Raw genomic sequence first — 25499 nt, forward strand, 5'->3', positions numbered from 1 at the left:
CAACACAATCGGTTGAACCGTTCATCCAAATTTTCCATTCATCCATAACTTTTACAGGTTTGTAAATGTTTGAGTAACCGTGGATGCTTATCCATTACCTTCACCCACTTTTTAAACTGTTTGTATGAAGAAAATTTATGTAAAATCGTATTTCTTAATGTTAGGTATCTGTGCCGGGCTGTTTGCCGGTGCACAAAACCGACCCACTACACCTCCTGCCTCCAATGGAACGCAGCCTCAGGTGCCCGTTAATTTACCAACTGCTCCCACCCGTTCTGCCCCCCGTCCTTATAAGGAGGTAATAACGGACAAAGCAAGAACTGATGAAGGCTTGTTTAAGGTACACAGAGTGGATGATAAATGGTTTTTTGAAATTCCTGATTCCCTGCTCAACAGAGACATTTTAATTGTAACCCGTCTCTCTAAAGCAGCTGCAGGTATGAACAATGGTTTCAGCGGTTATGCTGGTGATATTATTAATAATAACGTAATCCGTTTTGACAAAGGGCCCAACAACAAGGTGTTTCTCCGCAGAATTTCCTTTGACAACCGTGCCAGCAACCCTGACGGGATGTTTACTGCCGTACGTAACAGCAGTGTACAACCCATTCTTCAATCTTTTAACGTGAGTGCTTATGGTAAAGATTCTGTTACCAATACCAACTCCACTGTTATTGAAATGACGGATTACATAAGTGGTGATAATGATGTATTGTTCTTTAACGCCGGTGCTAAATCCAGTCTGCAGGTAGGTACTTACCAGGCAGATCGTTCTTATATTAATACAGTAAAATCGTACCCTATCAACATCGAGATTAAAACTGTAAAAACTTATAACAGGGGTGCGGCTTCAGCTTTTGGCGCTGCTCCTAATCCGTTTGCACCACCCAGCACCGGAGCCTTTACGGTAGAATTAAACAGCTCCATGCTGTTACTTCCCAAAGTTCCTGCTAAAGCCCGCTTCTTTGATCCACGTGTTGGATTTTTTGCAAGAGGCTATCTTGATTTTGATGCCAATCCTCAAGGTGTAAAAACTTTGTCAATGGCTGTTCGCTGGAAACTGGAACCAAAAGAAGAAGATGTAGAAAAATATCTTCGTGGCGAACTGGTAGAACCTAAGAACCCGATTATCTATTATATTGATCCTGCTACTCCCAAAAAATGGGTACCTTATTTAATACAGGGTGTAAACGACTGGCAGGTAGCTTTTGAAAAAGCAGGATTTAAAAATGCAATCATCGGTAAAATGGCCCCCACTCCGCAAGAAGACAGCACCTGGAGTTTGGAAGATGCCCGTTTCAGCGCCATTGTTTACAAACCGTCTGAAGTTCAAAACGCCAGCGGCCCGAATGTACATGACCCCCGCAGCGGACAAATCCTGGAGAGCCATATCAACTGGTATCATAATGTAATGCAGTTGTTGCGCAACTGGTATTTTGTACAAACTGCCCCTACAGATAAAGGTTCACAGAAAATGGTGTTTGATGATGAACTGATGGGACAGTTGATTCGTTTTGTGAGCAGTCATGAAGTAGGTCATACATTAGGGTTGCGACACAACTTTGGTTCATCTTCTACTGTTCCGGTTGATAGCTTACGTAACAAGGCATGGGTAGAAGCCAATGGTCATACACCTTCTATTATGGACTATGCCCGTTTTAATTATGTAGCACAGCCTGAAGATAACATCAGCCGCAGTGGTTTATTCCCCCGCATTGGTGATTACGATAAATGGGCGATTGAATGGGGTTACAGATGGTTACCGCAATACAAAACTGCTGCAGAAGAAGTTCCTTACCTGCAACAATTAACCACCAATCGTTTAAAAAACAAACGTCTTTGGTTTGGTACTGAAGTTAATCCTGACGATCCCCGCAGCCAGAACGAAGACCTGGGTAATGATGCTATGAAAGCAAGTGGTTATGGTATTAAAAATCTGCAACGTATTGTGCCCAACCTGATGACATGGACCAAACAGCCCAATGAAAGTTATGAAGGTTTAGATGAAATGTATTCACAGGTAGTAGGTCAGTTCGGTCGTTATATGGGACATGTAGCCAAAAACATCGGTGGCATTTATGAAACACCGAAGATGGTAGAACAGGAAGGATCTGTGTATGAATTTACACCCAAAGCGGTGCAGAAAGATGCCATGAACTTTTTAAGCGCCCAATTATTTACAACGCCTACATGGTTAATTAATAATGACATCTTCAGCCGCACCGGCGATAACCCACAGGTGATTATTGCCAACAGACAGGAAAGTATCATCAACCGCCTCATCAGCAGTGGTACCATGACCAAATTGTTTGCCATGGAAGCCAATATGGGAACAAATGCTTACCGTGCTGTTGATTTGATGGATGATATGCGACGCAGCATCTTCAGTGAGCTGGTAACAAAGAAAGCAACTGATGTTTATCGTCGCAACCTTCAGAAGATGTTTGTTGAGCGTATCATCAGCTTACTGCCCGGTGGTGCTGCTCCGCTTGCATCAGGAGGCTTTGGTATTACATTCCAGATTACTCCTTCATTAAACATTAAGAACACGGATGCTTATTCTATTCTGAAAGGAACGCTCCGCACACTCCGTACGGATATTCGTGCTGCTATTCCTTTAACTACAGATGCAATGACCAAACTGCACCTGCAGGATTTGAATGACAGGATTACTGATATTCTGGAAAACAAGTAAACTACTTTTTGTTTTCTATAAAAAAACCTCCGTTTCAACGGAGGTTTTTTTATGCGTATACAAGAACAAAAACTATAACATCTCATCATATCTTACCAACTTACTTCCTCAAGTAAAAAAAGCACTGTATATTGACGCCAAAAACAGAAGTGGAATACCTGAAACTCCTACGACCAAAAGACTGGGCCAAAAACCTTTTTCTGTTTTTACCCGCTTTCTTTTCCGGAGATTTTACCAATACTGATAAATGGCTGCCCCTGCTGGCCGGTTTCTTTTCATTTTCATTTGCAGCAAGCTGCATTTACATCTTCAATGATTATCGGGATATTGAAGATGACTGTAAGCATCCGGTTAAAAAAGCAAGACCGCTTGCCGCCGGAACGGTATCAAAATCCACCGCCCTGGTGCTTTGCGTTTTGCTGCTGGTAAGTGCCTTTGTGATTGCCTGGTTTATACGGGATAAGTTTGTATTTGTGCTGGGTATTTATTTCCTGCTCAATGTAGCTTACTCCGTAGCACTCAAAAAAATACCGATTCTTGATATCATGATCCTTGCAGCCGGTTTTGTATTGCGGATTAAAGCCGGTTCTGTGATTGCTTATATTGCCATGAGCGAATGGATTGTGGTGATGGTTTTTCTGCTGGCTTTATTTATGGCCATTGGTAAACGGAGGGATGATGTGCTGCTCAAATTGCAGTCAGGTGTGGATATGCGTAAAGCAATAAGCGGATATAACCTTGATTTTCTGAATGTATTATTGGCCCTTGTATCTGCAGTTATTATTGTGGCTTATTTTATGTACACCATGTCAGAAGAGGTTATTATAAGAATGGGTACACACCGCCTGTACTACACCTGCCTGTTTGTAGTTGCAGGTATGATGCGTTACCTGCAGATCATTTATGTAAAAGCCGACTCAGGCTCCCCTACAAAAATTTTATATAAAGACCGTTTTATTCAACTCACTATCCTCCTCTGGGTGTTGAGTTTTGTACTCCTGATTTATTTTAAAGACATTACCCTGTTTAACCGATGAAACCCGGCATAGCTTTTTTTGATTTTGATGGTACCATTACAACAAAAGATACGTTGCTGGAATTTATAAAGTTCAGTAAGGGTAGTCTATCTTTTTACAGCGGCTTTGCAGCAAATGCGCCATCATTGCTTGCTTTTAAAGCAGGATTGATCAGTAACCAGGTAGCTAAAGAAAAAATTCTTTCTCATTTCTACCGTAATACTTTAATTGATGATTTTGAAACATGGTGCCGCCATTTTTCTGAAACATCATTAACTTCTCTCATCCGTCCTGCTGCAACAAATGAAATAAAAAAACTACAGGATGCAGGTATTGAAACAGTGATTGTTTCTGCATCACCCCATCAATGGATAGCAGGCTGGGCAAGAGAAATGAATATGCAGGTAATTGCAACTGAACTTGAAATCATCAACAGAAAGCTCACCGGAAAAATAAAAGGATTGAATTGTTACGGTGCTGAAAAGGTGAACCGTATCAGGAATCAGTTTCAACTGGAGCAGTATGAAACTATTTTCGCTTATGGTGATTCATCAGGTGATGAACCGATGCTGCAATTAGCACATCATCCGTTCAGAAAACCATTTCGCTGAAACAACCGTAATTACTAAAAACGAATCTAAACAGTTATAAGATGTTGATTGAAAACAGAGATATTGTAATCATTACCATCCAGCCCTGGTATTATGAACTGGGCAGTAACTGTAAAAACATTGCTCTTGAGTTAGCTAAACACAACCGTGTGTTATATGTGAATATTCCCATAACCCGTAAAACATTTTACAGTTCTGATAAAACTGCAGGCGTACAGCATCATTGTACTATTATAAAAGAAAAACAAAATACCATCGAACAGATTGATACCAATCTCTGGCAGTTTTATCCAACCACACTTATTGAATCTATCAACTGGCTGCCCTCCACAGGTATCTTTCGTTTTATCAACCGCATCAACAACCAACGCTTTGCCACTGATATTAAAAAAGCAATTTCTAAAATGGGATTCAGCAATATCACTCTCTTTAATGACAATGATATTTACAATGGATTTCATCTGAAAGAATTATTGCGTCCTTCCCTTTATGTGTATTATATGCGGGATTTTTTACAGGGCTATGCATTCTGGAAAAAGCACAGCACTGTACTGGAGCCTATGCTCATTCAAAAAGCAGATCTGGTGGTAACCAATTCGTTTTACTACAGGGATTATTGTTTGAACTATAATTCAAACACCCATTATATCGGCCAGGGTTGCAAGCTTGATTTGTTCGATCCGGAAAAAGAAGAACCTGTACCGGAAGCTATAAAAGAACTTAAAAGACCGATCATTGGTTACACAGGTGCACTTGATTCTTCAAGGCTGGATCATCATATCATCCGCACCATAGCACAGGCCCGGCCTCAATGGCAGGTAGTATTAGTGGGGCCGGAAGATGAAGCATTTCGTCAAAGTGATTTGCATCAACTACCGAATGTTCATTTCACAGGACATCAGCCGATAACTGCACTGCCTGCTTTCATCCGCTCATTTGATGTTTGTATTAATCCCCAACAGGTGAACCCCATTACCAGCGGTAATTACCCTTTAAAAATTGATGAATACCTGGCCATGGGTAAACCTGTAGTAGCCACTTATACCAAAGCTATGGAACTGTTTGAGGATTATGTGGGCCTCGCACATGCTGCACAGGATTATCCAATCCTTCTGGAAGCAGCGCTGCTGCAATCAAAAGAATCAACCCAAAAAGCAATTGCATTTGCCCGAAGCCACACCTGGCAAAACTCTGTTGAAGCCTTATTTCAAGCCATTTTAAACACAGAGGTTATATCTGTTTAAAATCAGGATTGAAAATTTCTGTTTGAAATTATTTTTTGTACTTTTATTTAACTGCGTTTCTACTATCCTACAGAATTACTCTATCATTATCTGTTGCAGAACCATCGGCTTTTTGGTTACATCAATTTTTTATTTTAATACTCTGAACATTTAAAACTGCATTATGAAACGCAACTTTACATTATTATCCTTGACGGCCTTGTTTTCTTTACTGTTAGTTAACGCCAGCGCTCAAAGCGCCGGAGATTACCGCTCTGCAGCTACCGGCAACTGGCTTGCTGTTGCCAGCTGGGAAACCTTCGATGGCACAACCTGGATACCTGCTGTAGCTACACCTACTTCTGCTGATGGCCAGATTACCATCCGCTCACCTCATACCATTACATTGAACGGACCGGTTACAGCCGATCAATTGGTGATTGCATCAGGTGGTTCACTTAATATCAACGTATTTGTTTCTACCAGCGGCGGTAATGATCTTACATTGAATGATGGCTCAGGAGTGGATCTTACTGTAAACGGAACCCTTCTTTTGAGAGCATTTAACCGCCTGAATGGACCTGGTAATGCGGTAGTAAACGGAACCTTTAATTTCTTTTCAGGCTTTGTGGCCGCACCTGTAACAACCGCCAGTGGCTCTGTAACAAATTTCGACCTAGATTTTAATAAAGAAATTTCAGCACCCTTTGTAAATAACGGTACCCTTAACTGGATAACCGGCGCTGCCCCTGTGAATGTTACAATTACAGGTACCACATTTACAAATAATGGTACCATTAATGAACAATTTGCCGGAAACTGTGGATTTTTTAACGGAGGTGGTGCCAGTATTGTTAATACCGGGCTTTTTAATAAAACCACCGCTTTTCAATTAGCAAACAGTAATATTCCTTTTAACAACTCAGGAACCATGCGTGGATTGGGTACTTATAACATGAATGCTTTTTCAGTTACCAATACCAGTGTTGTGGCTCCCGGCAATTCTCCAGGAATATTAAATGTGACTCCTGCGGTAGTAACCGGTCAGAATGCATCTGTTAATATTGAAGTGTTAAACGGTACAGGAGCAGGAACCGGTCATGATCGTTTGGATGTTTCAGGTAACGTAAACCTTTCTACGTTAACATTGAATGTATCTGAAAATACATCAGCCCCTTTACAGGCATACACCATCATGACTACAACAGGAACTTTTACCGGAACTTTTGCTGCTGTAAATATGGCTCCTGCTTATTCCATAGCCTACAACCCTACCAGTGTTGTTATTACAAAAACAGCAAGCACTTTGCCTGCACGCTGGGGCGAATTCAAGGCACAGGCAAAAAACAATACTGTAGTTCTTAACTGGTCAACATTACAGGAAGATAATACGGCTGATTTTACCATTGAATATTCAAATAACGGATCAGAATTCACTTCTATCGGAACCGTAGCTGCAAAAGGTAACAGCTCCACCGTAACCGGTTATAGCTTTACACATACTACTCCTGAAAGAACAAAGAATAATATTTACAGAATACGCCTGAATGATGTTGATGGCAGAAAATCCTATACTTCCATCCTGCTCGTAAAACTGAACGGTGATAAATCGCTGAAAGTGCAGGCAACTCCTAATCCGTTTACCAGCAATTTACAAATACAGGTTGCTGAAGAAAACATACAGATCAGGATTATTGATATGAAAGGAAGACAGGTTCGTAACCTTAATCTTACTTCAGGTGTTCATGCTATTAACCTCAATGAACTATCTCCTGGTGTTTATACGTTAGTAGTGATTCAAAACAATAAAGTAATTCAGAACCAAAGCATCATTAAGCAATAATCATTTTGCTACGGTTAAAAAAGACGGTCAATAATTGACCGTCTTTTTTTATGATTTATTTTTTCTGATAAGTTGGAGTACTTGTGTATATGCCTGACCGTACATGAGAAAGATATTCTTAAAAATAGAGGAAAAATGTACCCCTGTTTGTTTGCGGATCAATACATACCAGATAACGGCTGAGATCACAGAAGTAATAACTGCTGCGGTTATAGCTCCATAAAAACCCATGTATTTCAGAAACAGAAATGTAAGCAGCAGCTTAATAAAAAAAGCAACCAGGTTAGCAGTAAAATTCAGACGTGTTTTACCCATTGAATCCAATGACGTAGCGGATTGATGTTGAAAGGTGCCGATGATACTGATAAACATGTACAACTGCAGTAAAGGCGCTGCAGCGTAATACCTGGTGCCTGCCAGAATATAAATAAAGAGCTTGGGAAATATAATAACAACCAATGCTGCAGGTATGATCAGTGCCAGTAACACAGATACCATTTTTTCATAAAGATTGCGTACGCCTTCAATCCCTTTTGCAGAGGCTGCCTGTGACATTTTAGGAAATAAAATTTCGGCACCTGCATAAGTAGGAATATCAATAAAACCATTGATGCGTTTGGCCGTATTATAAAAGGCAACAGATACCGGTGTTAAAAATCTTGCAGTAAGCAATTGATCCAGGTTGGCAAAAATGCTTGAAAGCACACTGGAACCAAAAATATAACCGCCAAAATGAAGCAGTTGCCCTGTCATTTTCTTTGATGGATTAAATCTGCCTAAAAGATATTTTTTTGAATACAGGTAAAGCACTGCCAAGCCGGCGAGGATGCTGAGACTGAAATAAATGGAAAGATAATAGAGCGGAAAATCGATTTTAAAAATGTAATGAATCAGCAGGATGATAAAAAACAAAAACTGTCTTGTAAAGTTTCCCGCAAATACACCTTTAAAATCAAAATGAGATTGCTGTACCGCCTCAAGATGCGCAAAAAAAGCCATTACCATTAAACCTGGTATAAACCAGTTAAGCAGTTGAGCAAAAGTCAGCTCCATGTTCAGCAAACCGGAAATTAGCGGGCCAAAAACAACAATCAACAATACATACAGGAGTGTAATAGCAAGGTTTATGAGCAAAGAAGAAGAAGCTACTACCGATTTCTCCTCACTCTCAAGGTTTGAAGAAACAAATTTGATATGAGCATTTTTAAGAAGTGCTGTTTTGGTGTTTTCAGCAAGGGTGATGATGGTTAAGAAAAGACCCCAGATTCCCATTTCCGGTACTGATAAAATGCGGGCCAGGATCATGAAATTAAAAAGGCCAAAAAGTATGATCGAAAACCGCTGGAGAAAGGAATAATAGGCTGAGCGAAACCAGTAAGAATTCAAATATTGTTTCAACAGGTGGAGGTTTAGGGTTCCATAATTTGGATAAACATACAACAAATCAGGAAATCAAGGGCAGACCGGTATCGTTTGCATTGATTGTTACAGTTGTTAGTACCACAGTACAGCTTTGTAGAACTTATACGACGCAAGGCGTAGTTTATCAGTATAGCATACGTATTATACCCTGTATTTTGCATCATTTACGGTGACCAAAACCACGAATTAGTACAATTTTACGTTAGACATATTCAGAATAATTTTACACAAAACCAATAGGTTTCTTCGGTTGCTCTTTTATTCACCTCGGCTTGAAAAAATGGGGAAAAACAGTTAGTTGATTACTGCGTGCTGAAATTAATTTTGGCACAACTTTTGGCAAACACTCAACTACTTTCCTACCCCGTAAAAACTTGTTCCCAACAGTATTAGAAATCAAACAAGTTTGAGTTGTTTAAATGAGGCAGCAGTATCTGAGAAACCAATTGTTTAAAACCAGTATCCCTATGAGGCGTATTTTACTATTCGCATGTTTTTGGCTATTATTTTTTGAATCCTACAGCCAAACTTTTATCGGTCGTCAGTTAGTTGATCAATTTCCCCGGGCACAAAATGGAAATCTTACTTATGCGTTAACATGGCTGCCCGCCAACTATGCTACCACCGGTCGCTCCTATCCCCTGATCATTTTTTTACATGGCTCCGGTGAAACAGGAACTACTATCACCGATCTGAACAAATTGCTGAATCACAGCTTGCCCAATCGCATTGCCAATGGTTGGGATCCTGTTGCTGTGAACCCAAAAACCGGTTTGCAGGATAGCTTTATTGTAGTTTCACCACAGGCCTCTTCCTGGAGTTACAGCTATACTGACTTAAAATTCATTCTGCCCGCCATTCTTGCCAAATACCGTGTGAATACAAACCGTATTTATCTTACCGGGCTTTCAGCCGGTGGCGGTGGTGTGTTTTCAACCTTCGGAAGCAGGGACCCTGATTTTCTTAAAAACTTTGCAGCGATGGTTACGGCCAGCAGCGCCGGTACTAATGCCAGCAATGGATACACAGCGGTAGAAGTTGAAGAGGGTTTACGTTTCGGTTCTTCTTTCGGCGTTCGTAAATGGACTGTTGCCGGTGAAAATGATTACCTGCTTTACACAGATGTTCGTTATCACGACAGTACCAACATGCTGAATCCCTTTCCCCGGAACAAACTTACCGTAATACAAGGTGTTGGGCATTCTGCATGGACAAGAGCATTTGATCCTGCTTTCAGACCCGTTGCCAATTATTATGGAAACAGTGGCAATTGCCAGAACGGATGTAACAACGGAGGCATACCTGTTGCACCTAATGCAAATGGTTCCTCCACCAGGGGCAGTGGTGTTACACAGGATAGTTTGAACATGTACGAATGGCTGTTGCTTTATGAAAGAAGCAACAATACGCCGGCGAATAATATTGCCCCGGTAGCTAATGCAGGCCCTGATCAAACAACTACTTTACCAACCAACAGTGTGGTGCTTAACGGCAGCAGTTCTGATGCTGACGGTCTTGTAATTGCTCATTTGTGGACGAAAATTTCAGGCCCATCTGAGTTTACGATTAACACACCCATGGCTGCTCAAACCACAATCAGTAATCTCGTTAAAGGTGTATACCAGTTTGAACTGAGAGCAACGGATGATAAAGGAGTACATGGAAGAGATACGGTTACAGTAACCGTAAATACCTTGCCCGGAAGTTGCGGTGGCAGAAGATTTATGCCCAACCCGGGCGGAGACCGTGGTTTTTATAATTCGATTAACCTGCAACCCGGCGATACCCTTTATATTGATGGTACTAAAAGCTGGAGCTACATTTATATTGCTGACAAAAACGGAACGCCTGAATGCCCTATTGTTATTATGAACATTGGTGGCCAGGCACGCTTAACGGGACAGCAGGCGCAAATAAGTTTGTACAATTGTACTAACATCAAAGTATTAGGTAATGGAACAGCCAATGTTCCTTACGGCTTCTATATTCAACCATATCCTGATGATACAATAGCTAACGGAACCTTTGCTGTTAACATTGCAGGTCGTTCTAAAAGCATTGAAATCGGGCATGTATCCATCCGTAATGCAGGTATGGGCATTGTAATAAAGGAAGACGGTGGTTGCGACCCGATGTATAACTATCCGAACTGGGTATTGGATAGCATGACCATTCACGACAACCGCATCGTTAATACCTGGAACCAGGGAATGTACATGGGAAATACTTCACCTGATAACGGTCCTACAAGCTACAGTCCGAGACCTGTTATTTGTAATGGTGTTACCATTTATCCCCGCCCGGCACGACTCGGAAATATCAAAGTTTATAATAACTATGTTGACAGTACCGGCAGAGGCGGTATCCAATTATCAACTGCCAGTACCGGTTACAGTGAAATATATAACAACGTTGTAAAGCACAGCGGTCTTGGTGGAGATGAAGGACAAGGATCGGGAATCCTGGTGGGTGGCTATACAAGAGCTTACATACATGATAACACTATTGTAAATACGCTTACATATGGTATCAGTTCCTTTGGTGCATCAGGAACAAATATTCCATTGAGAATTGAAAACAATATTACAGACAGCAGCGGGTATTTAAATAACTTCAGAATCTGGGCTTTACCATCCGGAACCTGGCAATTGAATCTTCGTACTGCTACTGTTTACCAGAACTTACTTACTTATCCCTACAGCATTTTCTTAGCTACCAAACCAAATATGGAGGGCGACTCCACCATGTTTTGGGTAAAAAACAATACGTTGGGCTTGAGAAAAAATGCTAATGCAGGTATTGGTTTGGCTGACTATCAAAATACATTTCATAAAGTTGGAAATGTTATTTGCAATAATATGAATGCATGGGGCGGTTTAGCAGGTATTCAGAGAGAAGAAGTAACTCCTGTTATTTACAGCACAAACTGTGCTACGCCTCCTAACCAGGTTCCTGTTGCCAATGCAGGACCTGATCAAACAATAACCTTACCCACCAACTCTGTTACATTGAACGGTAGTGGTACTGATGCTGATGGAACAATCGCATCTTATCAATGGACCAAAGTAGCAGGACCGGCTCAAGGTTCTATTACCAACGCTGCAGCTGCTCAAACAACTGTTACAGCACTTGTTCAGGGAACCTATCGTTTTGAATTAAGAGTAACTGATAACAATGGTGCCATCGGTAGAGATACCATGACGGTTACAGTGAACGCAGCAGCTCCACCACCAAATCAAGCGCCTGTTGCCAATGCAGGACCTGATCAAACAATTACTTTACCAACTAACTCAGTTACCCTTACCGGTAGTGGTACGGATACTGATGGAAGCATTGCCTCTTACCAATGGACCAAAGTAGCAGGACCGGCGCAGGGTTCTATCACCAATGCTGCAGCTGCTCAAACAACTGTTACAGCGATGGCTCAGGGAACTTACCGCTTTGAATTAAGAGTTACTGATAACAACGGTGCTATCGGCAGAGATACCATGACGGTTACTGTAAATGCAGCAGCCCCACCACCAAATCAAGCACCTGTTGCCAATGCAGGTCCTGATCAAACTATTACCTTGCCCACCAACTCTGTTACATTGAATGGTAGTGGTACTGATGCTGATGGAACAATCGCATCTTATCAATGGACAAAGGTGGCAGGACCGGCTCAAGGTTCTATTACCAACGCAGCAGCAGCTCAAACTACTGTTACAGCTCTTGTTCAGGGAACCTATCGTTTTGAGTTGAGAGTAACTGATAATAACGGTGCTATCGGCAGAGATACCATGACGGTTACAGTGAATGCAGCAGCTCCACCACCAAATCAAGCGCCTGTTGCCAATGCAGGACCTGATCAAACAATTACCTTGCCCACCAACTCTGTTACATTGAATGGTAGTGGTACAGATGCTGATGGAACAATTGCATCTTATCAATGGACCAAAGTAGCAGGACCGGCGCAGGGTTCTATTACCAACGCTGCAGCTGCTCAAACAACTGTGACAGCGCTTGTTCAGGGAACCTATCGTTTTGAGTTGAGAGTAACTGATAATAACGGTGCTATCGGCAGAGATACCATGACGGTTACAGTGAATGCAGCAGCTCCACCACCAAATCAAGCACCTGTTGCCAATGCAGGGCCTGATCAAACTATTACCTTACCCACCAACTCTGTTACATTAAACGGTAGTGGTACTGATGCTGATGGAACAATCGCATCTTATCAATGGACCAAAGTAGCAGGACCGGCTCAAGGTTCTATTACCAACGCTGCAGCTGCTCAAACTACTGTTACAGCTCTTGTTCAGGGAACCTATCGTTTTGAGTTGAGAGTAACTGATAATAACGGTGCCATCGGAAGAGACACCATGACGGTTACTGTAAATGCAGCAGCTCCACCACCAAATCAAGCACCTATTGCCTATGCAGGGCCTGATCAAACAATTACCTTGCCCACCAACTCTGTTACATTAAACGGTAGTGGTACTGATGCAGATGGAACGATTGCATCTTATCAATGGGTAAAAATAGCAGGGCCTGCACTCGGTATTGTAACCAACGCTGCGGCTGCTCAAACTACGCTTACATCTTTGGTACAGGGAACTTACCGTTTTGAATTAAGAGTGACTGATAACAACGGAGCCATCGGTAGAGATACGATGACGGTTACTGTAAATGGTGCTCCGCTTCCTCCCAATCAAGCGCCTGTGGCCAACGCCGGTGCTGATCAAACAATAAACTTGCCCACCAACTCTGTTACATTGAATGGTAATGGTACAGATGCTGATGGAACGATTGCATCTTATCAATGGATAAAAGTAGCAGGACCTGCACAGTTTACAATTACGAATGCCTCTTCAGCACAAACAATATTTAAAAATCTTGTGGAAGGTCAATATGTACTTGTGCTCAAAGTAACTGATAACAAAGGCGCTGTTGGTACAGATACATTAGTGATAAATGTAGCAGCAGCGCCGGAAGCTACCGGAAACAAAGCATCCATCTATCCTAACCCCGCAAAGTCGGTTATTAATATTGATATTCATGCCTCAACAAAAGCATCTAAAACACTGCTCAAAATATATGATGCATTTGGAAAAGTAGTTTATCAGAAAGAAATCATGAGAGATCAACCAAATATAATCTTCCAGGTGGATGTTAGCGGATTTTTACCCGGTACCTACTTTGTTCAGATTGGGTTAGATATGAATACCAATAAAACAATTTCATTTATAAAAATGTAACCAACCATTTCAATGAAAAAAAGGAAGTCTTTGCAGGCTTCCTTTTTTTTATGCGTATAGTTAAACAGTCTGATTTTTAATTGAAAGCTTTCTTAAAAGACTCAGGCAACAGAAGGAAGCAAGTATTAATAAAAAAGGTTCCGCAGTAAAAGTATAACGGGGTAATGCAAGCAGTAAAGTATGCACACCTGTTACAACAAGAAAAGGAAAAATAAGAATGAGTACATCAAAACGCCTGTAGTTTTTAAAAAAGCCACAGCAACCAAACAGCAATAGAAATAAATTAATACTGCCAATAAGAATTCGGGAGATAAATGAACGTCCCCCATCAGATGAAGAAGGAAAAAAGCCCCACAGCTCCCATAAATTGGCAAGTCTGTTTTTAATATAAGTAACCGGGTCGTTCTTCATGTATTCAATGTAGAGTTCCATGGCCTGGCCGGATGTTTTTACTTCAGGATGTTTATCCTGGAAATACCAATCTACATACCCGCCGGATGATGTGATTGAGTACATGATATTTGCTTTACTATGACCTGAAAGCGAAAAAAAACCTGTTTTTAAAAATGCATAGTACCCTGCAGCCAGCATGGGAACCAGGAGCCCAACTGCCAGCATGAATCGAAATGATTTTTTCATTAATAATTCAGCAAGAAAAACAAGAAGAAAGATTGCCAGCAATTCTGTGCGGATGATCACCGCCAAACCACCTGCTAATCCCGCTGTAAAAAATCTTTTTTGCAGGTAAAAAGAATAAAACCCCAATAAAAAGAAGGTAGACGGTACTTCTGTAAGCAGCCATCTTGTATAATTAACCTGCGTAGGGAAAATGGCCATTAACAAAGCAGCAAGCAGCGCAAGAATAGGATCGGAGAAAACCCTTTGTGTAATTGAATACACAAAATAAACGGAGCAAGTACCTAAAATTATATTGAGACATAACAATAATGCTGCCGCATAATTGCCGCCGAAAAGCTTAGCTAAAGCAATGATGTAAGGATAACCGTTTGGGAAATAATTGATATAACTACCCTGCAGTAATTTATCAGCCTGGAGAAAATATTCATCGGAATCAACAATTGTGTGAGAAAGACTGATTCCAAAACAGATAAATACCCTTACAACAAAAGCAACGAACAATATGAACCCTAAAACCCGGTAATTATTTTTTTCATTCCCGATATAAGTATGAAAACGCTGATATAAACCTGTGTTCATCATTTAAAGTCATTTTATCTTTTCATTGTACTATTCGGTTACAATAAAGCGGGTCTTTTTAACATTCTGACTGTTCTGTAGAACCGGCTTCGGAATAAAATTAAACGAAGAAAAACACAAAGGGCTGAAAAATTTAAAATTTGCTGCATTATCTTGGCAGCATCAAAACATGCAAACTTGGGAAATCATATTCTTTGCCGGTTGTTTTATCCTGGTGTATAACTATTTTGGCTATGCCATAATTGCAAAGTTGCTATTATTGTTTTTCAAACCTTCCCGGCAATTAAACAAGAACTATACTCCTACTGTTTCCTTTATTGTAGCCGCTTACAATGAAGAAGATTTTATTGAACAAAAAATCAGGAATTCGCTCGAACAGGATTATCCTGCCGGATTGATTGAATACATATTTGTTACGGATGGCTCCACTGATAAAACACCATCAATAGTTGCATCTTTTCCCCGGATTAAATTACTGCACTCACCTGAACGAAAAGGAAAATCAACAGCAGTAAACAGGGCTGTTGCATTGGCTTTAAACGAAATTCTCATTTTCAGCGATGCCAATACCCTGCTCAACAAAGAAGCAGTTCAGCAAATTGCCCGTCATTATGGTGATCCTGCTGTAGGTGGCGTGGCCGGTGAAAAAAAGGTGGTTGCAACGCTGCAAAGCTCCGGTGAACTTTCAGAAAATGAAGGGCTTTACTGGAAGTATGAATCAGTCTTGAAAAAGATTGATTCAGATTTTTACAGTGTAGTTGGCGCAGCAGGTGAGTTATTTTCGGTGAGAAGAGCGCTTTATGAACCCATACATTCAGGTGTTATTCTGGATGATTTTGTCATCAGTCTAAAAATTGCTGAACAGGGAAAGCGGATAGTATATGAACCGGGAGCATTTGCCTGTGAAGAACCTTCGTTTTCAATTACCGAGGAACAAAAAAGGAAAGTGAGAATTGCAGCGGGAGGCTTCCAGGCTATTGTTATGCTCGGTTCGCTTTTTAAGTTCTGGAAACATCCAAAATTGTTTTTCCTTTACTTCTCACACAGGGTTCTTCGGTGGACTTTAAGTCCTTTATCGCTGTTTATGGTATTAGTGGCCAATATAGTACTTGTTGCTGAAGGCCATCATAAAATATACACAGGATTTTTAATCTTGCAGGTGCTATTTTACGGTGCTGCATTACTGGCGCATTTCTCTCCATGGGCCCTCCGGCACCTCAAACTCATTAAGATTCCCTATTACTTTGTGTTTATGAACCTTGCCGTTTATGCCGGCTTTGTCCGATACCTGAAAGGCTCCCAATCTGCCGCCTGGGAAAAAGCAAAAAGAAAACAGTAGGGCCTTATGGCACCTAATATGCTGTTTTTGAAGCTTTCCAAGGGCTTTTCGCTTGTAATACTAAGGCAGGTTTTGTACATTTACCTCCTGTAACTTAGTAACACTAAATTTGGAAGACGCTTTAACTATTCCAGGTTCAAAATCAAATTAATTTAGTTGAAACAATCAAACAAGACTTATCCCAAACACAACTAAAACCGAATGGACTTAATCTATTTATTCAGACACCTGCTCAAAAAGAAATGGTACATTATTGCTGCAGGGCTGCTTACCGCAATTGCCGCTTATTTTTTTACTCAAAACACGCCTAAAAAATATCGGTCTGTTTCTCAGATTTCAACGGGTTTTACCGTGAGTGATAAAATTACTGTTGGGAACGACAACTTTGACTTATTTGAAGCTGAAACAAAGTTCAATAACGCTATTACAACTATCACATCACCATCGGTATTCAGTTTACTCTCCTATCAACTCATCCTGCATGATCTTGAGAGTTCTAAACCCTTCCGCAATTTATCTGAAAATGATAAAAACTCTGATATATATAAGCAGGTGAACCTTGAAACGGCTAAAAAAGTATTCCGGGATAAGCTGGACAATATGACCCTCCTTACTTCATTCAAACCGGATGAAAAAAAACTGCTTGAATTTTTATCGCTTTATAAATACGATTATGAAGAGCTTGTGAAGCAATTGATTGTTTACAGAATGCAACGTACAGACTATATTGAGTTGGAAGCAAAAACTGAGAACCCTGAACTCTCTGCATTCCTGGTAAACGAAGTATTCGGTCAGTTTATACGCTATTACAAAAAAACAAGAGGCACCATTTCACAGGAGTCCATTGATACTTTAAAAAGTATCATGGAGAAAAAGAAACTGGAGTTAGATTATAAAAACGCTTTACTGGGAGGAGGCTCCGTAAATAATGAAGTGCAAAGCAGCAGTACTCTTGGTCTTGTTTCCAATTTTGAAACATCGCTTGAACAGGAGAAAGTTAACCTGGCGACATTGAATGCTTCATTAATAAAAACAGAACAGCGTCTTGCCAATATAGGAGTACCTGTTAATACCGCCGGAAACAACGATGAACTTCTCATCTTACGTAAGGCAATGAACGATACTTATACGGCCTATGTTAACGGCGGTTCAAAGGATAAAGATTTGCTGGCAAGATACAACCAGTTGAAAACAGATTACCAGGCGAAAGTAGCAGCACTCAACCCTACTCCTACCACTGAAAAACCAACGGAGAGCAAAACTGAATTGTTACAACGTAAGAAAGATTTAGAAATTGATATCCAAACCAGCAAAGCCAGTATTGCATCGCTGCAGGAAAAAATTAATAACCTACGTTCCTCTGTGTATCGAAACGCTTACAGAGGTGCTTCAGCCGAAGCACTTGCTAAAGAAGCGGAACAGGCAAATAATGAATACCTGATGGCCAAGCAGAAATACAATGATGCCATTGATATGAGTGCATCATCAGTAAACAACTTCCGGCAAGTACTGCTTGGACAGCCGGCTATTGCTCCTGAACCATCAAAGCGACTTATGTTGATAGGATTAGCAGGGTTCTCCGGATTTGCAACTACTTTGATGGTATTTGTTTTTATTGCCTATTTTGATTCAAGCGTAAGAACACCAGCCATATTTGCTAAACAGATCAAACTTAACCTCATCAGCATGATTAATTTCATGAGCCTGAGGAATAAAACCTTTGCTGAAATTTTTACAAGAAGAGAAGACTTTGAACAGTCAAGAAACAAGAGTGATATGAGCGTGTTTAAGGAATCATTCCGGAAATTACGTTATGAAATAGAAGTAAGTAACAAAAAAATCATCCTGTTTGCCAGTACCAAAAAAGGACAGGGTAAAACAACCATTATTCAATGCCTGGCGCACATCTTCAGTTTAAGTAAAAAGAAGATTTTAATTATTGATACTAATTTCTGTAATAATGATTTAACGGTTCAGATGAATGCACCTGCATTAATTGAACAGTTGGAATATCATAAAGCGAGTGGAAAAACGCCTGCAGAACATGTATTTAAACATGCCAAAAAATCATCTGAAGGAGAAATATACATTATAGGATCAGAACCCGGCAATTACACTCCGGAAGAAATTTTACCAACTGAAAACATCCTGCAATACCTGCAGGAGTTAAAAAATGATTTTGACTATATTTTCCTGGAGGGTCCGCCGTTAAATGACTTTTCAGATGCAAAAGAATTATCAGGATACGCAGAAGGCGTTGTAGGGGTATTCTCAGCTACTGATATGATTCGTCAGATTGATAAAGAGTCCATCCGCTTTTTTAAAGACCTGAAAGAAAAGTACATCGGTTCCATCTTAAATATGGTTGATCTTAAAGATGTAAATACAGCTTAATCTGTTTAGTGTTATGAATACAGAAAATGACACAACTAATGAGGAATATAAAATATCAGTACATGAAACAATTGTATTGGTGGTTATTGGTGCTGCATTTGTAACACTATTTATTAAGATTCTGTTTTTTTGAAATCAGTTTTTGCGCCTGAAACCATAGACAATGCCATTATTTCAACCAACTTTTAAGCACAGTTCTGCCTTCCTGAAACTTGTTACAGGCGGGATATTTGCAATCATAACAGCGGTTGTAATTGGTTTTGCTATTTCTAAATCATTGAGTATTGCTTTGGTAATTCCGGGTGCCCTTGCAGTATTATTTATAGCCATGATTTGTATAACCAATACCGAAGCAGGGTTGTATATAATAATGGCTTATTCTTTTTTCATCAGTTTTATTGACCGGCTTTTGTTCAACGATGCTATACCTGAAGGTGTTCCGGCTGATTTGCTCGTATTAATAACGTTTGCAGGAATGGCTTTTCACCAGGAAAAGCTTTCTACACTTTTCAGTGATTTCACTAAGAATACAGTTATCATTATCTTTTTGATTCTGTACATCTATACTGCCATGCAGTTATTTAATCCTGCCGGCAATTTCCTTACCGGTTGGTTTCAGGCTGTAAGAAAAGTAGTGAGTACCTTTCTTATCCTGTTTATTGCTTATAATGTTTTTGCCGGCAGGAAGGCGATATATCGTTTTATAAAATTTCTGTTTGTATTAGCAAGCGTTGTTGCGGTTTATGCCTGCGTACAGGAAGTACATGGCTTTTTCAATTTTGAAATGAACTGGCTCAGCGCTGATGAAAAAAGATACCGGATGACCTTTGTAAACGGTGGGGCCAGGCGTATGTCAACCTTTCCTGATGCATTATCACTTTCCATAGTAATGTCAATGTGCGCTGTTTTTTTTGCAGGTTATTTAACCGGTGTAAAAAAGCTGCAACATAAAATTCTTATTGGATGTGGTGTTCTTTTCATGGTATTGGCTATGAGTTTTTCACTTACACGTACGGCCAATGTAATGCTCATAGGCGGTATATTTATTTTCCTGCTGGTTACCTTTGATAAGGCACTAAGCAGAATTATAGCATTTACAGGGTTATTCGCATTTCTATTTGTTTTGTACGTTCCGTTCGGGCATGTACACATGCACCAATTCAGGCAAACTTTTAAAGGCGCTACTAAAGATGCATCTTATATTGTACGGGAAGTAAACAGAAAACGCATTCAACCTTACATTTACAACCATCCTATCGGGGGTGGATTAAATACAACCGGGCATGAAGGCAGAAAGAACAACCCCGCTCATCCTCTGGCCGGGTTTCCTCCGGATAGTGGCTATCTTAAAAAAGCACTGGAACTGGGCTGGATTGGTTTTGCTATGTTATTAATTCTTTATTTTACTATTTTAAAAACGACGATCAGGGGGTATTTTGTAACAACGAGTCCGCAAAAAAAAGTATTATACGCTGCCTGTGCCGGATCTTTTTTTGCACTGTATATGGGGGATTTTGCACAGGAAGCGATTGGTCAAATTACAGACGTTGTTGTATATTTCCCGTTAATAGCTATGGTATTACGGCTAAGAAAAACTGAATCAGAAACCTTAAACTTTGCTTCATGAAAAAAAGTACTCAACCTGCTGGCAACAAACAAACCGGTTACACATTAAACAGATTTGTAATTGTTTTAGCAGTAATCATTATGACCGGCGTTTATACAATTGCTGTTAAGGCTCAAGCCCCTGCCGCAGTAAAAAACTCCAATGATACATTATCAATTGAAGAAAAGCTGGTTCAGTTAGCTTTATCAGGACCCTTGTTGAAGGCATCAGAAAGTCAAAACAAAATCAATGAGTTTCAGCTTAAAGCTGCCAAAAATCAATGGGTGAACCTGATTACACTTTCTACCAATTTCAATGATCAAAACTTCTTTACGCAAAACAGGACCAATGGGGTAATTTTTCCAAGATACTTTTTCGGATTCAACCTGCCCCTTGGAACACTCTTTGCCAGAACTACTGTAAAATCAACAAGGGAGCAGATTAACATTACCAAAAGTAACCAGGAAATTATGGCCCGTACCATAAGAGCTGAAATATTATCCAAATACGAACGTTATAAGAACTACAGGGATTTGATTGCCATTCAAAACCAGATTCTGGATGATGAGGAAACAGCCTTTTTGCAGGCAAAGGAGAAATTCAGAAATGGCAGCATAACCATTGAGGTTTTTAATACGGCACAACGTGCTTACAATAATGAACTTTCCAAAAAGCTGAATCTTCAAATGGAGCAACAGTTGATACGTATTGACATTGAGCGGATGATCGGCGTTAGCCTCGATAGTGTTTTAGGGAATAAATAATGTCTGTTTCCGAATTTATTAACCCATGAATCCGTACATAGTAAACCCAACTCTTAAAACAAATGCAATGAAGCCAGAAACAACAGTGCATCAATCTCTGGTTTCAAAAGCTTTTAATCTGCCTTATCTGCAGAAAACAAGATACCGCTGGGTTGATTATATAAAAGGTATCGCTATTCTGTTGGTAGTATACCGTCATGTACTAATCGGCATTGAAAGATCTGGAATTGAGGTTTCTGAATATATGAATGATGCAAATATGATCTTTTATAGTTTCAGAATGCCTCTCTTCTTCATTTTATCCGGTATCTTTATTGCATCAAGTCTTGCCAAACGATCATTCAGGCAACTTGCCGCATTAAAGTTTGAATTATTAATCTACCCCTACTTTGTTTGGGTATTTCTTCAAATTACTTTCCAGATACTGCTTTCACATTATACAAATTCCAACAGAAGTTGGATTGATTATACCTACATATTTTATCAGCCCCGAAATTTGGATCAATTCTGGTACCTGCCCGCTCTATTTAATGTAACAATTGTTTATGCACTATTAAAATACAAGCTTCAAGTAAAAATAGAATACCAACTATTACTGGGTCTTATCCTGTATTATGTATCAATGTGGGCCAGGGAAATAAGCATCCTTTCTGACTGGATGGATTTTTATATCTTTTTTGCCATCGGGGATGCCTTCAGTAATATTTTATTTAAACCTCACACCCAAATTAAGCTCAAAGGCAATGCGGTATTAATCATAACAATTCCTCTTTTTTTAATAGCACAGATTTACTTTTTAAAGCAACCGGAGGCAATATTTTATGAAACCATTATCGGCAAAACGAGTTTCATTTTTGTTTCTCTCATCGGCTGCTTTTTTATGTTTATACTTGCATTCCGATTAGAAGATATAAACAGGCTTCATTTCTTACGTGTTATTGGGGCGCATTCCTTGTATATTTATGTAATGCATGTGTTTATTTCAAGTTTTGTACGCATGCTGTTTACAAGAGTTTTTCATATAACCGACGCTGCCACATTGCTCATTTCCGGAATTATCATAAGCATTGCTGCCAGTATCATTATTTATAATCTGCTCATCCGCAGAGGGGTTTTATGGTTCTTACTATCTTACAGAAAAAACGGACCTGCAGTAACTTAATTTAAACAAATGGCACATTCTCTTACAAACAAAGACCTCCTTCAGTTTTTAAAATCGCTTCAATTCAGTTCAGGTTTGTTTGACCGGCTGAAAGTTTATTACAGACCTATCATTTGCCCATTTGTAGATTTGATTGAACTGGCAAAACAAGGAGAAAAAATAGGCGATATAGGTTGCGGATCAGGTCAGTTTTGTTTGTTGCTGGATCATTTTGCAAAGCCAAGTTATATATACGGAATAGAAATAACTGAAAGGCTGGTTGATAATGCTCACCAGTTGTTTTCCAAATACAGCAAAACACCTTATAGCTTTGAACAATACAATGGTGTAGAATTTCCGGCTGCTGTATCTGAAATGGATGTACTTTTTCTGAACGATGTATTACACCACGTGCCGCCTGCTAACCAGGAACAGTTTGTAAAAGACCTTTTTTATAAAATGAAACCGGGGGCAAGGCTTATTGTAAAGGATATTGATGGATCCAGTCCCCTTGTATTTTTTAATAAATTACACGATACTATATTTGCCGGTGAACGTGGCAATGAGCGTTCCGTTTCAGAAGTAACAATGTGGCTGGAGCAAAGTGGAGCACAAATCATTCAATCAACCAAAAAGAGAATGTATGTTTACCCCCATTACACAATTGTGGCGTCAAAACAGTAAGGCTAAGATTCTTTTTTTTGCACTTTGTTTTTCCCTGCTTTCGTTATACCCTATCTACAAAAACTTTTATAATGGCGCTGCTGTAACTACTTATGAGCGTCATATTGCACTCATTGAAGGAAGGGCTGAATATTATAATCCCTGGCAATACAGAATGCTTTGCCCGGTATTAATTGAAGGATTCATGTGGCTTTACAATCATACGATTGATGTTATTTACCCGATTGAAGAAAAAATCAATCTCAGTTTTACACAAACATCTGTACCCACTCCTGAAACCGAACAGTTTTTTACACTTTTAAAAACAAAAGGTGCTTTAAAATACATGATCGTTTTTATTGCATTCAGGTTTCTGCTTAACTTTCTTGTATTTACATTAGCATTTTACGTATGGCATTACTTCGTTAAGAATAAATATCTATTATTAATGGGGTTGGTTTTACTGTCGCTGGGAATGGGAAATGCAGTGATAGCAAGTGATCTTACCTTCAATACCTACCTGGATAATGTATTTTATTTGCTGGCAGCCATCATCATCCTGTATAAAAAAAATCCATTGTGGTTGATTCCGGTTACTGTTTTGGCCGCCTTTAACAGGGAAACAGCTCTTTTAATACCGGTCCTTTACTTTTTATCAAACCTGCAATTGCAAAATGTTTCAGATAAAGAGTTTCTACGTCCATTAAAAATATTACCTGAAAAAAAAGTATGGCTGTTGAGTGTTACCCTGATGGTTTTGTTTGCAGTAATATTTATCAGTCTGAGAATGTATTATGGCTTTGTACCTGCAAAAGTTTGGAAAGTTCCTGCAGGCCCGGAAATGGTGAAACTGAACTTGTTAAGTACAGTAGCTGCAAAATCTTACTTTGAAATGTTAGGTATCTTCAGCATCATTCCTTTGCTTATTCTGTATCGCTTTAAACAGTTTCCCCGATTATTGCAATTCTGGTTTTTGGGAATTGTACCCATATGGTTTGCCGTACACATTTATTCAGTGGTTATTTATCAAACACGCTTATTCCTGGTACCTGTTATTCTGATTTTTCTACCTATGTTTTTATGGCTTATTGAAAATAACTACCGGCGAAAAGAAAGTGAAGATTAAATACAGAGATATTATGACTGCTGATTTTTCTGCCGTTTTCCATTCAGCGTCTCTCCGATAATCGTATAGCGTACAAAATAACGGTATGTAATCATAGCAATTACAACAGTTGTTACAAGAACTATTACCAGTTTTAAAAAACCGGGAATTTGAACGTTTAACAATAATACCTGAACTACAGCTACAATAAAAACATGAATAAGATATACCCAATAGGAAGAATCTGATAAATAACGCCAAAACCTGCTGCTCCTGTTAAAGAATCTGAGAAATACACCCGCCATGCCATATACAAGGCAAAATGTTTCAAGAGATGTCCATACTACTGAAAACAAATAAGGGACCTCTATTACGGAAAGAAAACGCAAAGCAGAAAGAACAATACCTGTAATAAAAATAAAAACCCCGGTTTGGCTAATCATTGAAAATTCACGGTAATAAATAAAAAATAACCAGCCAGAACTAAAAAAGAACCCGTAATAAAGTAAATAGTTTATATCAGGCTTTATTCCTGTATATACAGGCGGTGTTATGTAATGACTGAAGTAAAGTAATACGAAAAATAATAAGTAAAGGATCAGCACTAATAATCTGATTCCGATATTGAATTTTTGAAATACTTTTTCAAAAGCCTGCCTTTGCCGGAGAAGAAACCTGTAGAGCGGACAGAATAGAATATAAAAAAAGAGTAGATAATATAAGAACCACAAATGCGCCATACCATTCCAGGAAAGCATTTGTTTAAAACTGAGCCTCAGGGCCACCGGAAACAAATAATCTTCCTGAAAATAAAACCTGTTAAAATGAAATGGCAATAAGCTGAGCGGCACAATTATAATTAAGCCAATAACAAAAGGAATTACGATTCTCTTAAAGCGTTGTTTCAGAAAAAACCACATTCCATACTTAGCTACCACCAGATGAGCAAAAAAACCGGATACCAGGTAAAATAAAGGCATTCTGAAAAGATGAATAAACTCATAGAGCCAATCCAAAAAATGGTAATTACTTTGATCATGTGGCCAGTTAGCTTCCGGAGTAGCTTTATAAACTATTAAAGCATGCAATACAACACCCAGCCACATAGCAGCAGCTCTTAATGCATCAAACCCGTTAATACGTTCACTGGCAATAGACATAATTAAAGATAATCAATGAAGCTAATTACAAAAAAAGAGGCTGCATGAGTTACATACAACCT

16 protein-coding genes are annotated in these 25499 nt (G+C 39.5%); 13 read left to right on the forward strand and 3 right to left on the reverse strand.

Features of this window, described 5'->3' with window-relative positions; translation table 11 throughout:
- The first annotated feature begins 124 nt into the window (after positions 1 to 124).
- The 5 genes from PDL71_RS15950 (at position 125) to PDL71_RS15970 (ending at position 7388) form a co-directional block, all read left to right on the forward strand.
- A complete protein-coding gene (locus tag PDL71_RS15950; protein WP_407522852.1) occupies positions 125 to 2695 on the forward strand; it encodes a zinc-dependent metalloprotease in 2571 nt (856 codons plus the stop codon).
- Positions 2696 to 2826: 131 nt separating this feature from the next.
- Positions 2827 to 3732, forward strand: coding sequence for a decaprenyl-phosphate phosphoribosyltransferase (locus PDL71_RS15955; RefSeq protein ID WP_407522854.1), 906 nt, complete (start codon positions 2827 to 2829; stop codon positions 3730 to 3732).
- The gene (locus PDL71_RS15960) at positions 3729 to 4322 is read left to right on the forward strand and encodes an HAD family hydrolase (RefSeq protein ID WP_407522856.1); all 594 of its coding nucleotides are present in this window, start codon (positions 3729 to 3731) and stop codon (positions 4320 to 4322) included. The genes PDL71_RS15955 and PDL71_RS15960 overlap by 4 nt, the downstream gene beginning before the upstream one ends.
- A 41-nt stretch (positions 4323 to 4363) precedes the next feature.
- The gene (locus tag PDL71_RS15965) at positions 4364 to 5566 is read left to right on the forward strand and encodes a glycosyltransferase (protein WP_407522858.1); all 1203 of its coding nucleotides are present in this window, start codon (positions 4364 to 4366) and stop codon (positions 5564 to 5566) included.
- A 163-nt stretch (positions 5567 to 5729) separates the two neighbouring features.
- Positions 5730 to 7388 carry a T9SS type A sorting domain-containing protein gene (locus PDL71_RS15970; protein ID WP_407522860.1) on the forward strand — a complete coding sequence of 553 codons (1659 nt, stop codon included), beginning with the start codon at positions 5730 to 5732 and terminating at the stop codon, positions 7386 to 7388.
- Positions 7389 to 7436: 48 nt separating this feature from the next.
- Here the strand turns inward: PDL71_RS15970 and PDL71_RS15975 are convergent, their stop codons facing one another.
- Positions 7437 to 8786 carry an oligosaccharide flippase family protein gene (locus tag PDL71_RS15975; RefSeq protein WP_407522862.1) on the reverse strand — a complete coding sequence of 450 codons (1350 nt, stop codon included), beginning with the start codon at positions 8784 to 8786 and terminating at the stop codon, positions 7437 to 7439.
- Positions 8787 to 9277: 491 nt separating this feature from the next.
- Between PDL71_RS15975 and PDL71_RS15980 the strand changes: the two genes are divergently transcribed.
- Positions 9278 to 14047 carry a PKD domain-containing protein gene (locus PDL71_RS15980; RefSeq protein ID WP_407522864.1) on the forward strand — a complete coding sequence of 1590 codons (4770 nt, stop codon included), beginning with the start codon at positions 9278 to 9280 and terminating at the stop codon, positions 14045 to 14047.
- A gap of 60 nt (positions 14048 to 14107) precedes the next feature.
- Here the strand turns inward: PDL71_RS15980 and PDL71_RS15985 are convergent, their stop codons facing one another.
- Complete coding sequence (locus PDL71_RS15985; RefSeq protein WP_407522866.1) at positions 14108 to 15268, reverse strand: hypothetical protein; 1161 nt, start codon at positions 15266 to 15268, stop codon at positions 14108 to 14110.
- A gap of 166 nt (positions 15269 to 15434) precedes the next feature.
- Here PDL71_RS15985 and PDL71_RS15990 point away from each other — a divergent pair, with 166 nt between their 5' ends.
- From PDL71_RS15990 to PDL71_RS16020, 7 genes are all read left to right on the forward strand, one after another.
- On the forward strand, positions 15435 to 16604 hold the full coding sequence (locus PDL71_RS15990; protein WP_407522868.1) for a glycosyltransferase family 2 protein: 1170 nt from the start codon (positions 15435 to 15437) through the stop codon (positions 16602 to 16604).
- 201 nt (positions 16605 to 16805) lie between these two features.
- Complete coding sequence (locus PDL71_RS15995; RefSeq protein WP_407522870.1) at positions 16806 to 18998, forward strand: exopolysaccharide transport family protein; 2193 nt, start codon at positions 16806 to 16808, stop codon at positions 18996 to 18998.
- Positions 18999 to 19161: 163 nt separating this feature from the next.
- Entirely contained in the window at positions 19162 to 20625 is a 1464-nt protein-coding gene (locus PDL71_RS16000) for an O-antigen ligase family protein (protein ID WP_407522872.1), read from the forward strand.
- Positions 20622 to 21368, forward strand: a complete 747-nt coding sequence (locus PDL71_RS16005; protein WP_407522874.1) for a TolC family protein — start codon at positions 20622 to 20624, stop codon at positions 21366 to 21368. Before PDL71_RS16000 ends, PDL71_RS16005 begins: the two co-directional genes overlap by 4 nt.
- Before the next feature lie 67 nt (positions 21369 to 21435).
- A complete protein-coding gene (locus tag PDL71_RS16010; protein WP_407522876.1) occupies positions 21436 to 22530 on the forward strand; it encodes an acyltransferase family protein in 1095 nt (364 codons plus the stop codon).
- Positions 22531 to 22539: 9 nt separating this feature from the next.
- Complete coding sequence (locus PDL71_RS16015; RefSeq protein ID WP_407522878.1) at positions 22540 to 23193, forward strand: class I SAM-dependent methyltransferase; 654 nt, start codon at positions 22540 to 22542, stop codon at positions 23191 to 23193.
- The gene (locus PDL71_RS16020; RefSeq protein WP_407522880.1) at positions 23153 to 24298 is read left to right on the forward strand and encodes a hypothetical protein; all 1146 of its coding nucleotides are present in this window, start codon (positions 23153 to 23155) and stop codon (positions 24296 to 24298) included. The genes PDL71_RS16015 and PDL71_RS16020 overlap by 41 nt, the downstream gene beginning before the upstream one ends.
- 11 nt (positions 24299 to 24309) lie before the next feature.
- On the opposite strand, the gene PDL71_RS16025 is transcribed toward PDL71_RS16020, so the two are convergent.
- A complete protein-coding gene (locus PDL71_RS16025; protein WP_407522882.1) occupies positions 24310 to 25437 on the reverse strand; it encodes an acyltransferase family protein in 1128 nt (375 codons plus the stop codon).
- Positions 25438 to 25499 lie beyond the last annotated feature (62 nt).

This window comes from Lacibacter sp. MH-610 (assembly GCF_045780045.1).
GTDB lineage: Bacteria > Bacteroidota > Bacteroidia > Chitinophagales > Chitinophagaceae > Lacibacter.

What these genes read in the sequence shown, in the direction of transcription:
- PDL71_RS15990 (WP_407522868.1), top strand. Translation starts at nt 15,435, where the DNA reads ATGCAAACTTGGGAAATCATATTCTTTGCCGGTTGTTTTATCCTGGTG.
- PDL71_RS16010 (WP_407522876.1), top strand. Translation starts at nt 21,436, where the DNA reads ATGAAGCCAGAAACAACAGTGCATCAATCTCTGGTTTCAAAAGCTTTT.
- PDL71_RS15970 (WP_407522860.1), top strand. Translation starts at nt 5,730, where the DNA reads ATGAAACGCAACTTTACATTATTATCCTTGACGGCCTTGTTTTCTTTA.
- PDL71_RS16020 (WP_407522880.1), top strand. Translation starts at nt 23,153, where the DNA reads ATGTTTACCCCCATTACACAATTGTGGCGTCAAAACAGTAAGGCTAAG.
- PDL71_RS16015 (WP_407522878.1), top strand. Translation starts at nt 22,540, where the DNA reads ATGGCACATTCTCTTACAAACAAAGACCTCCTTCAGTTTTTAAAATCG.
- PDL71_RS16025 (WP_407522882.1), bottom strand. Translation starts at nt 25,437, where the DNA reads ATGTCTATTGCCAGTGAACGTATTAACGGGTTTGATGCATTAAGAGCT.
- PDL71_RS15980 (WP_407522864.1), top strand. Translation starts at nt 9,278, where the DNA reads ATGAGGCGTATTTTACTATTCGCATGTTTTTGGCTATTATTTTTTGAA.
- PDL71_RS16005 (WP_407522874.1), top strand. Translation starts at nt 20,622, where the DNA reads ATGAAAAAAAGTACTCAACCTGCTGGCAACAAACAAACCGGTTACACA.
- PDL71_RS15995 (WP_407522870.1), top strand. Translation starts at nt 16,806, where the DNA reads ATGGACTTAATCTATTTATTCAGACACCTGCTCAAAAAGAAATGGTAC.
- PDL71_RS15985 (WP_407522866.1), bottom strand. Translation starts at nt 15,268, where the DNA reads ATGATGAACACAGGTTTATATCAGCGTTTTCATACTTATATCGGGAAT.
- PDL71_RS15950 (WP_407522852.1), top strand. Translation starts at nt 125, where the DNA reads ATGAAGAAAATTTATGTAAAATCGTATTTCTTAATGTTAGGTATCTGT.
- PDL71_RS15965 (WP_407522858.1), top strand. Translation starts at nt 4,364, where the DNA reads ATGTTGATTGAAAACAGAGATATTGTAATCATTACCATCCAGCCCTGG.
- PDL71_RS16000 (WP_407522872.1), top strand. Translation starts at nt 19,162, where the DNA reads ATGCCATTATTTCAACCAACTTTTAAGCACAGTTCTGCCTTCCTGAAA.
- PDL71_RS15960 (WP_407522856.1), top strand. Translation starts at nt 3,729, where the DNA reads ATGAAACCCGGCATAGCTTTTTTTGATTTTGATGGTACCATTACAACA.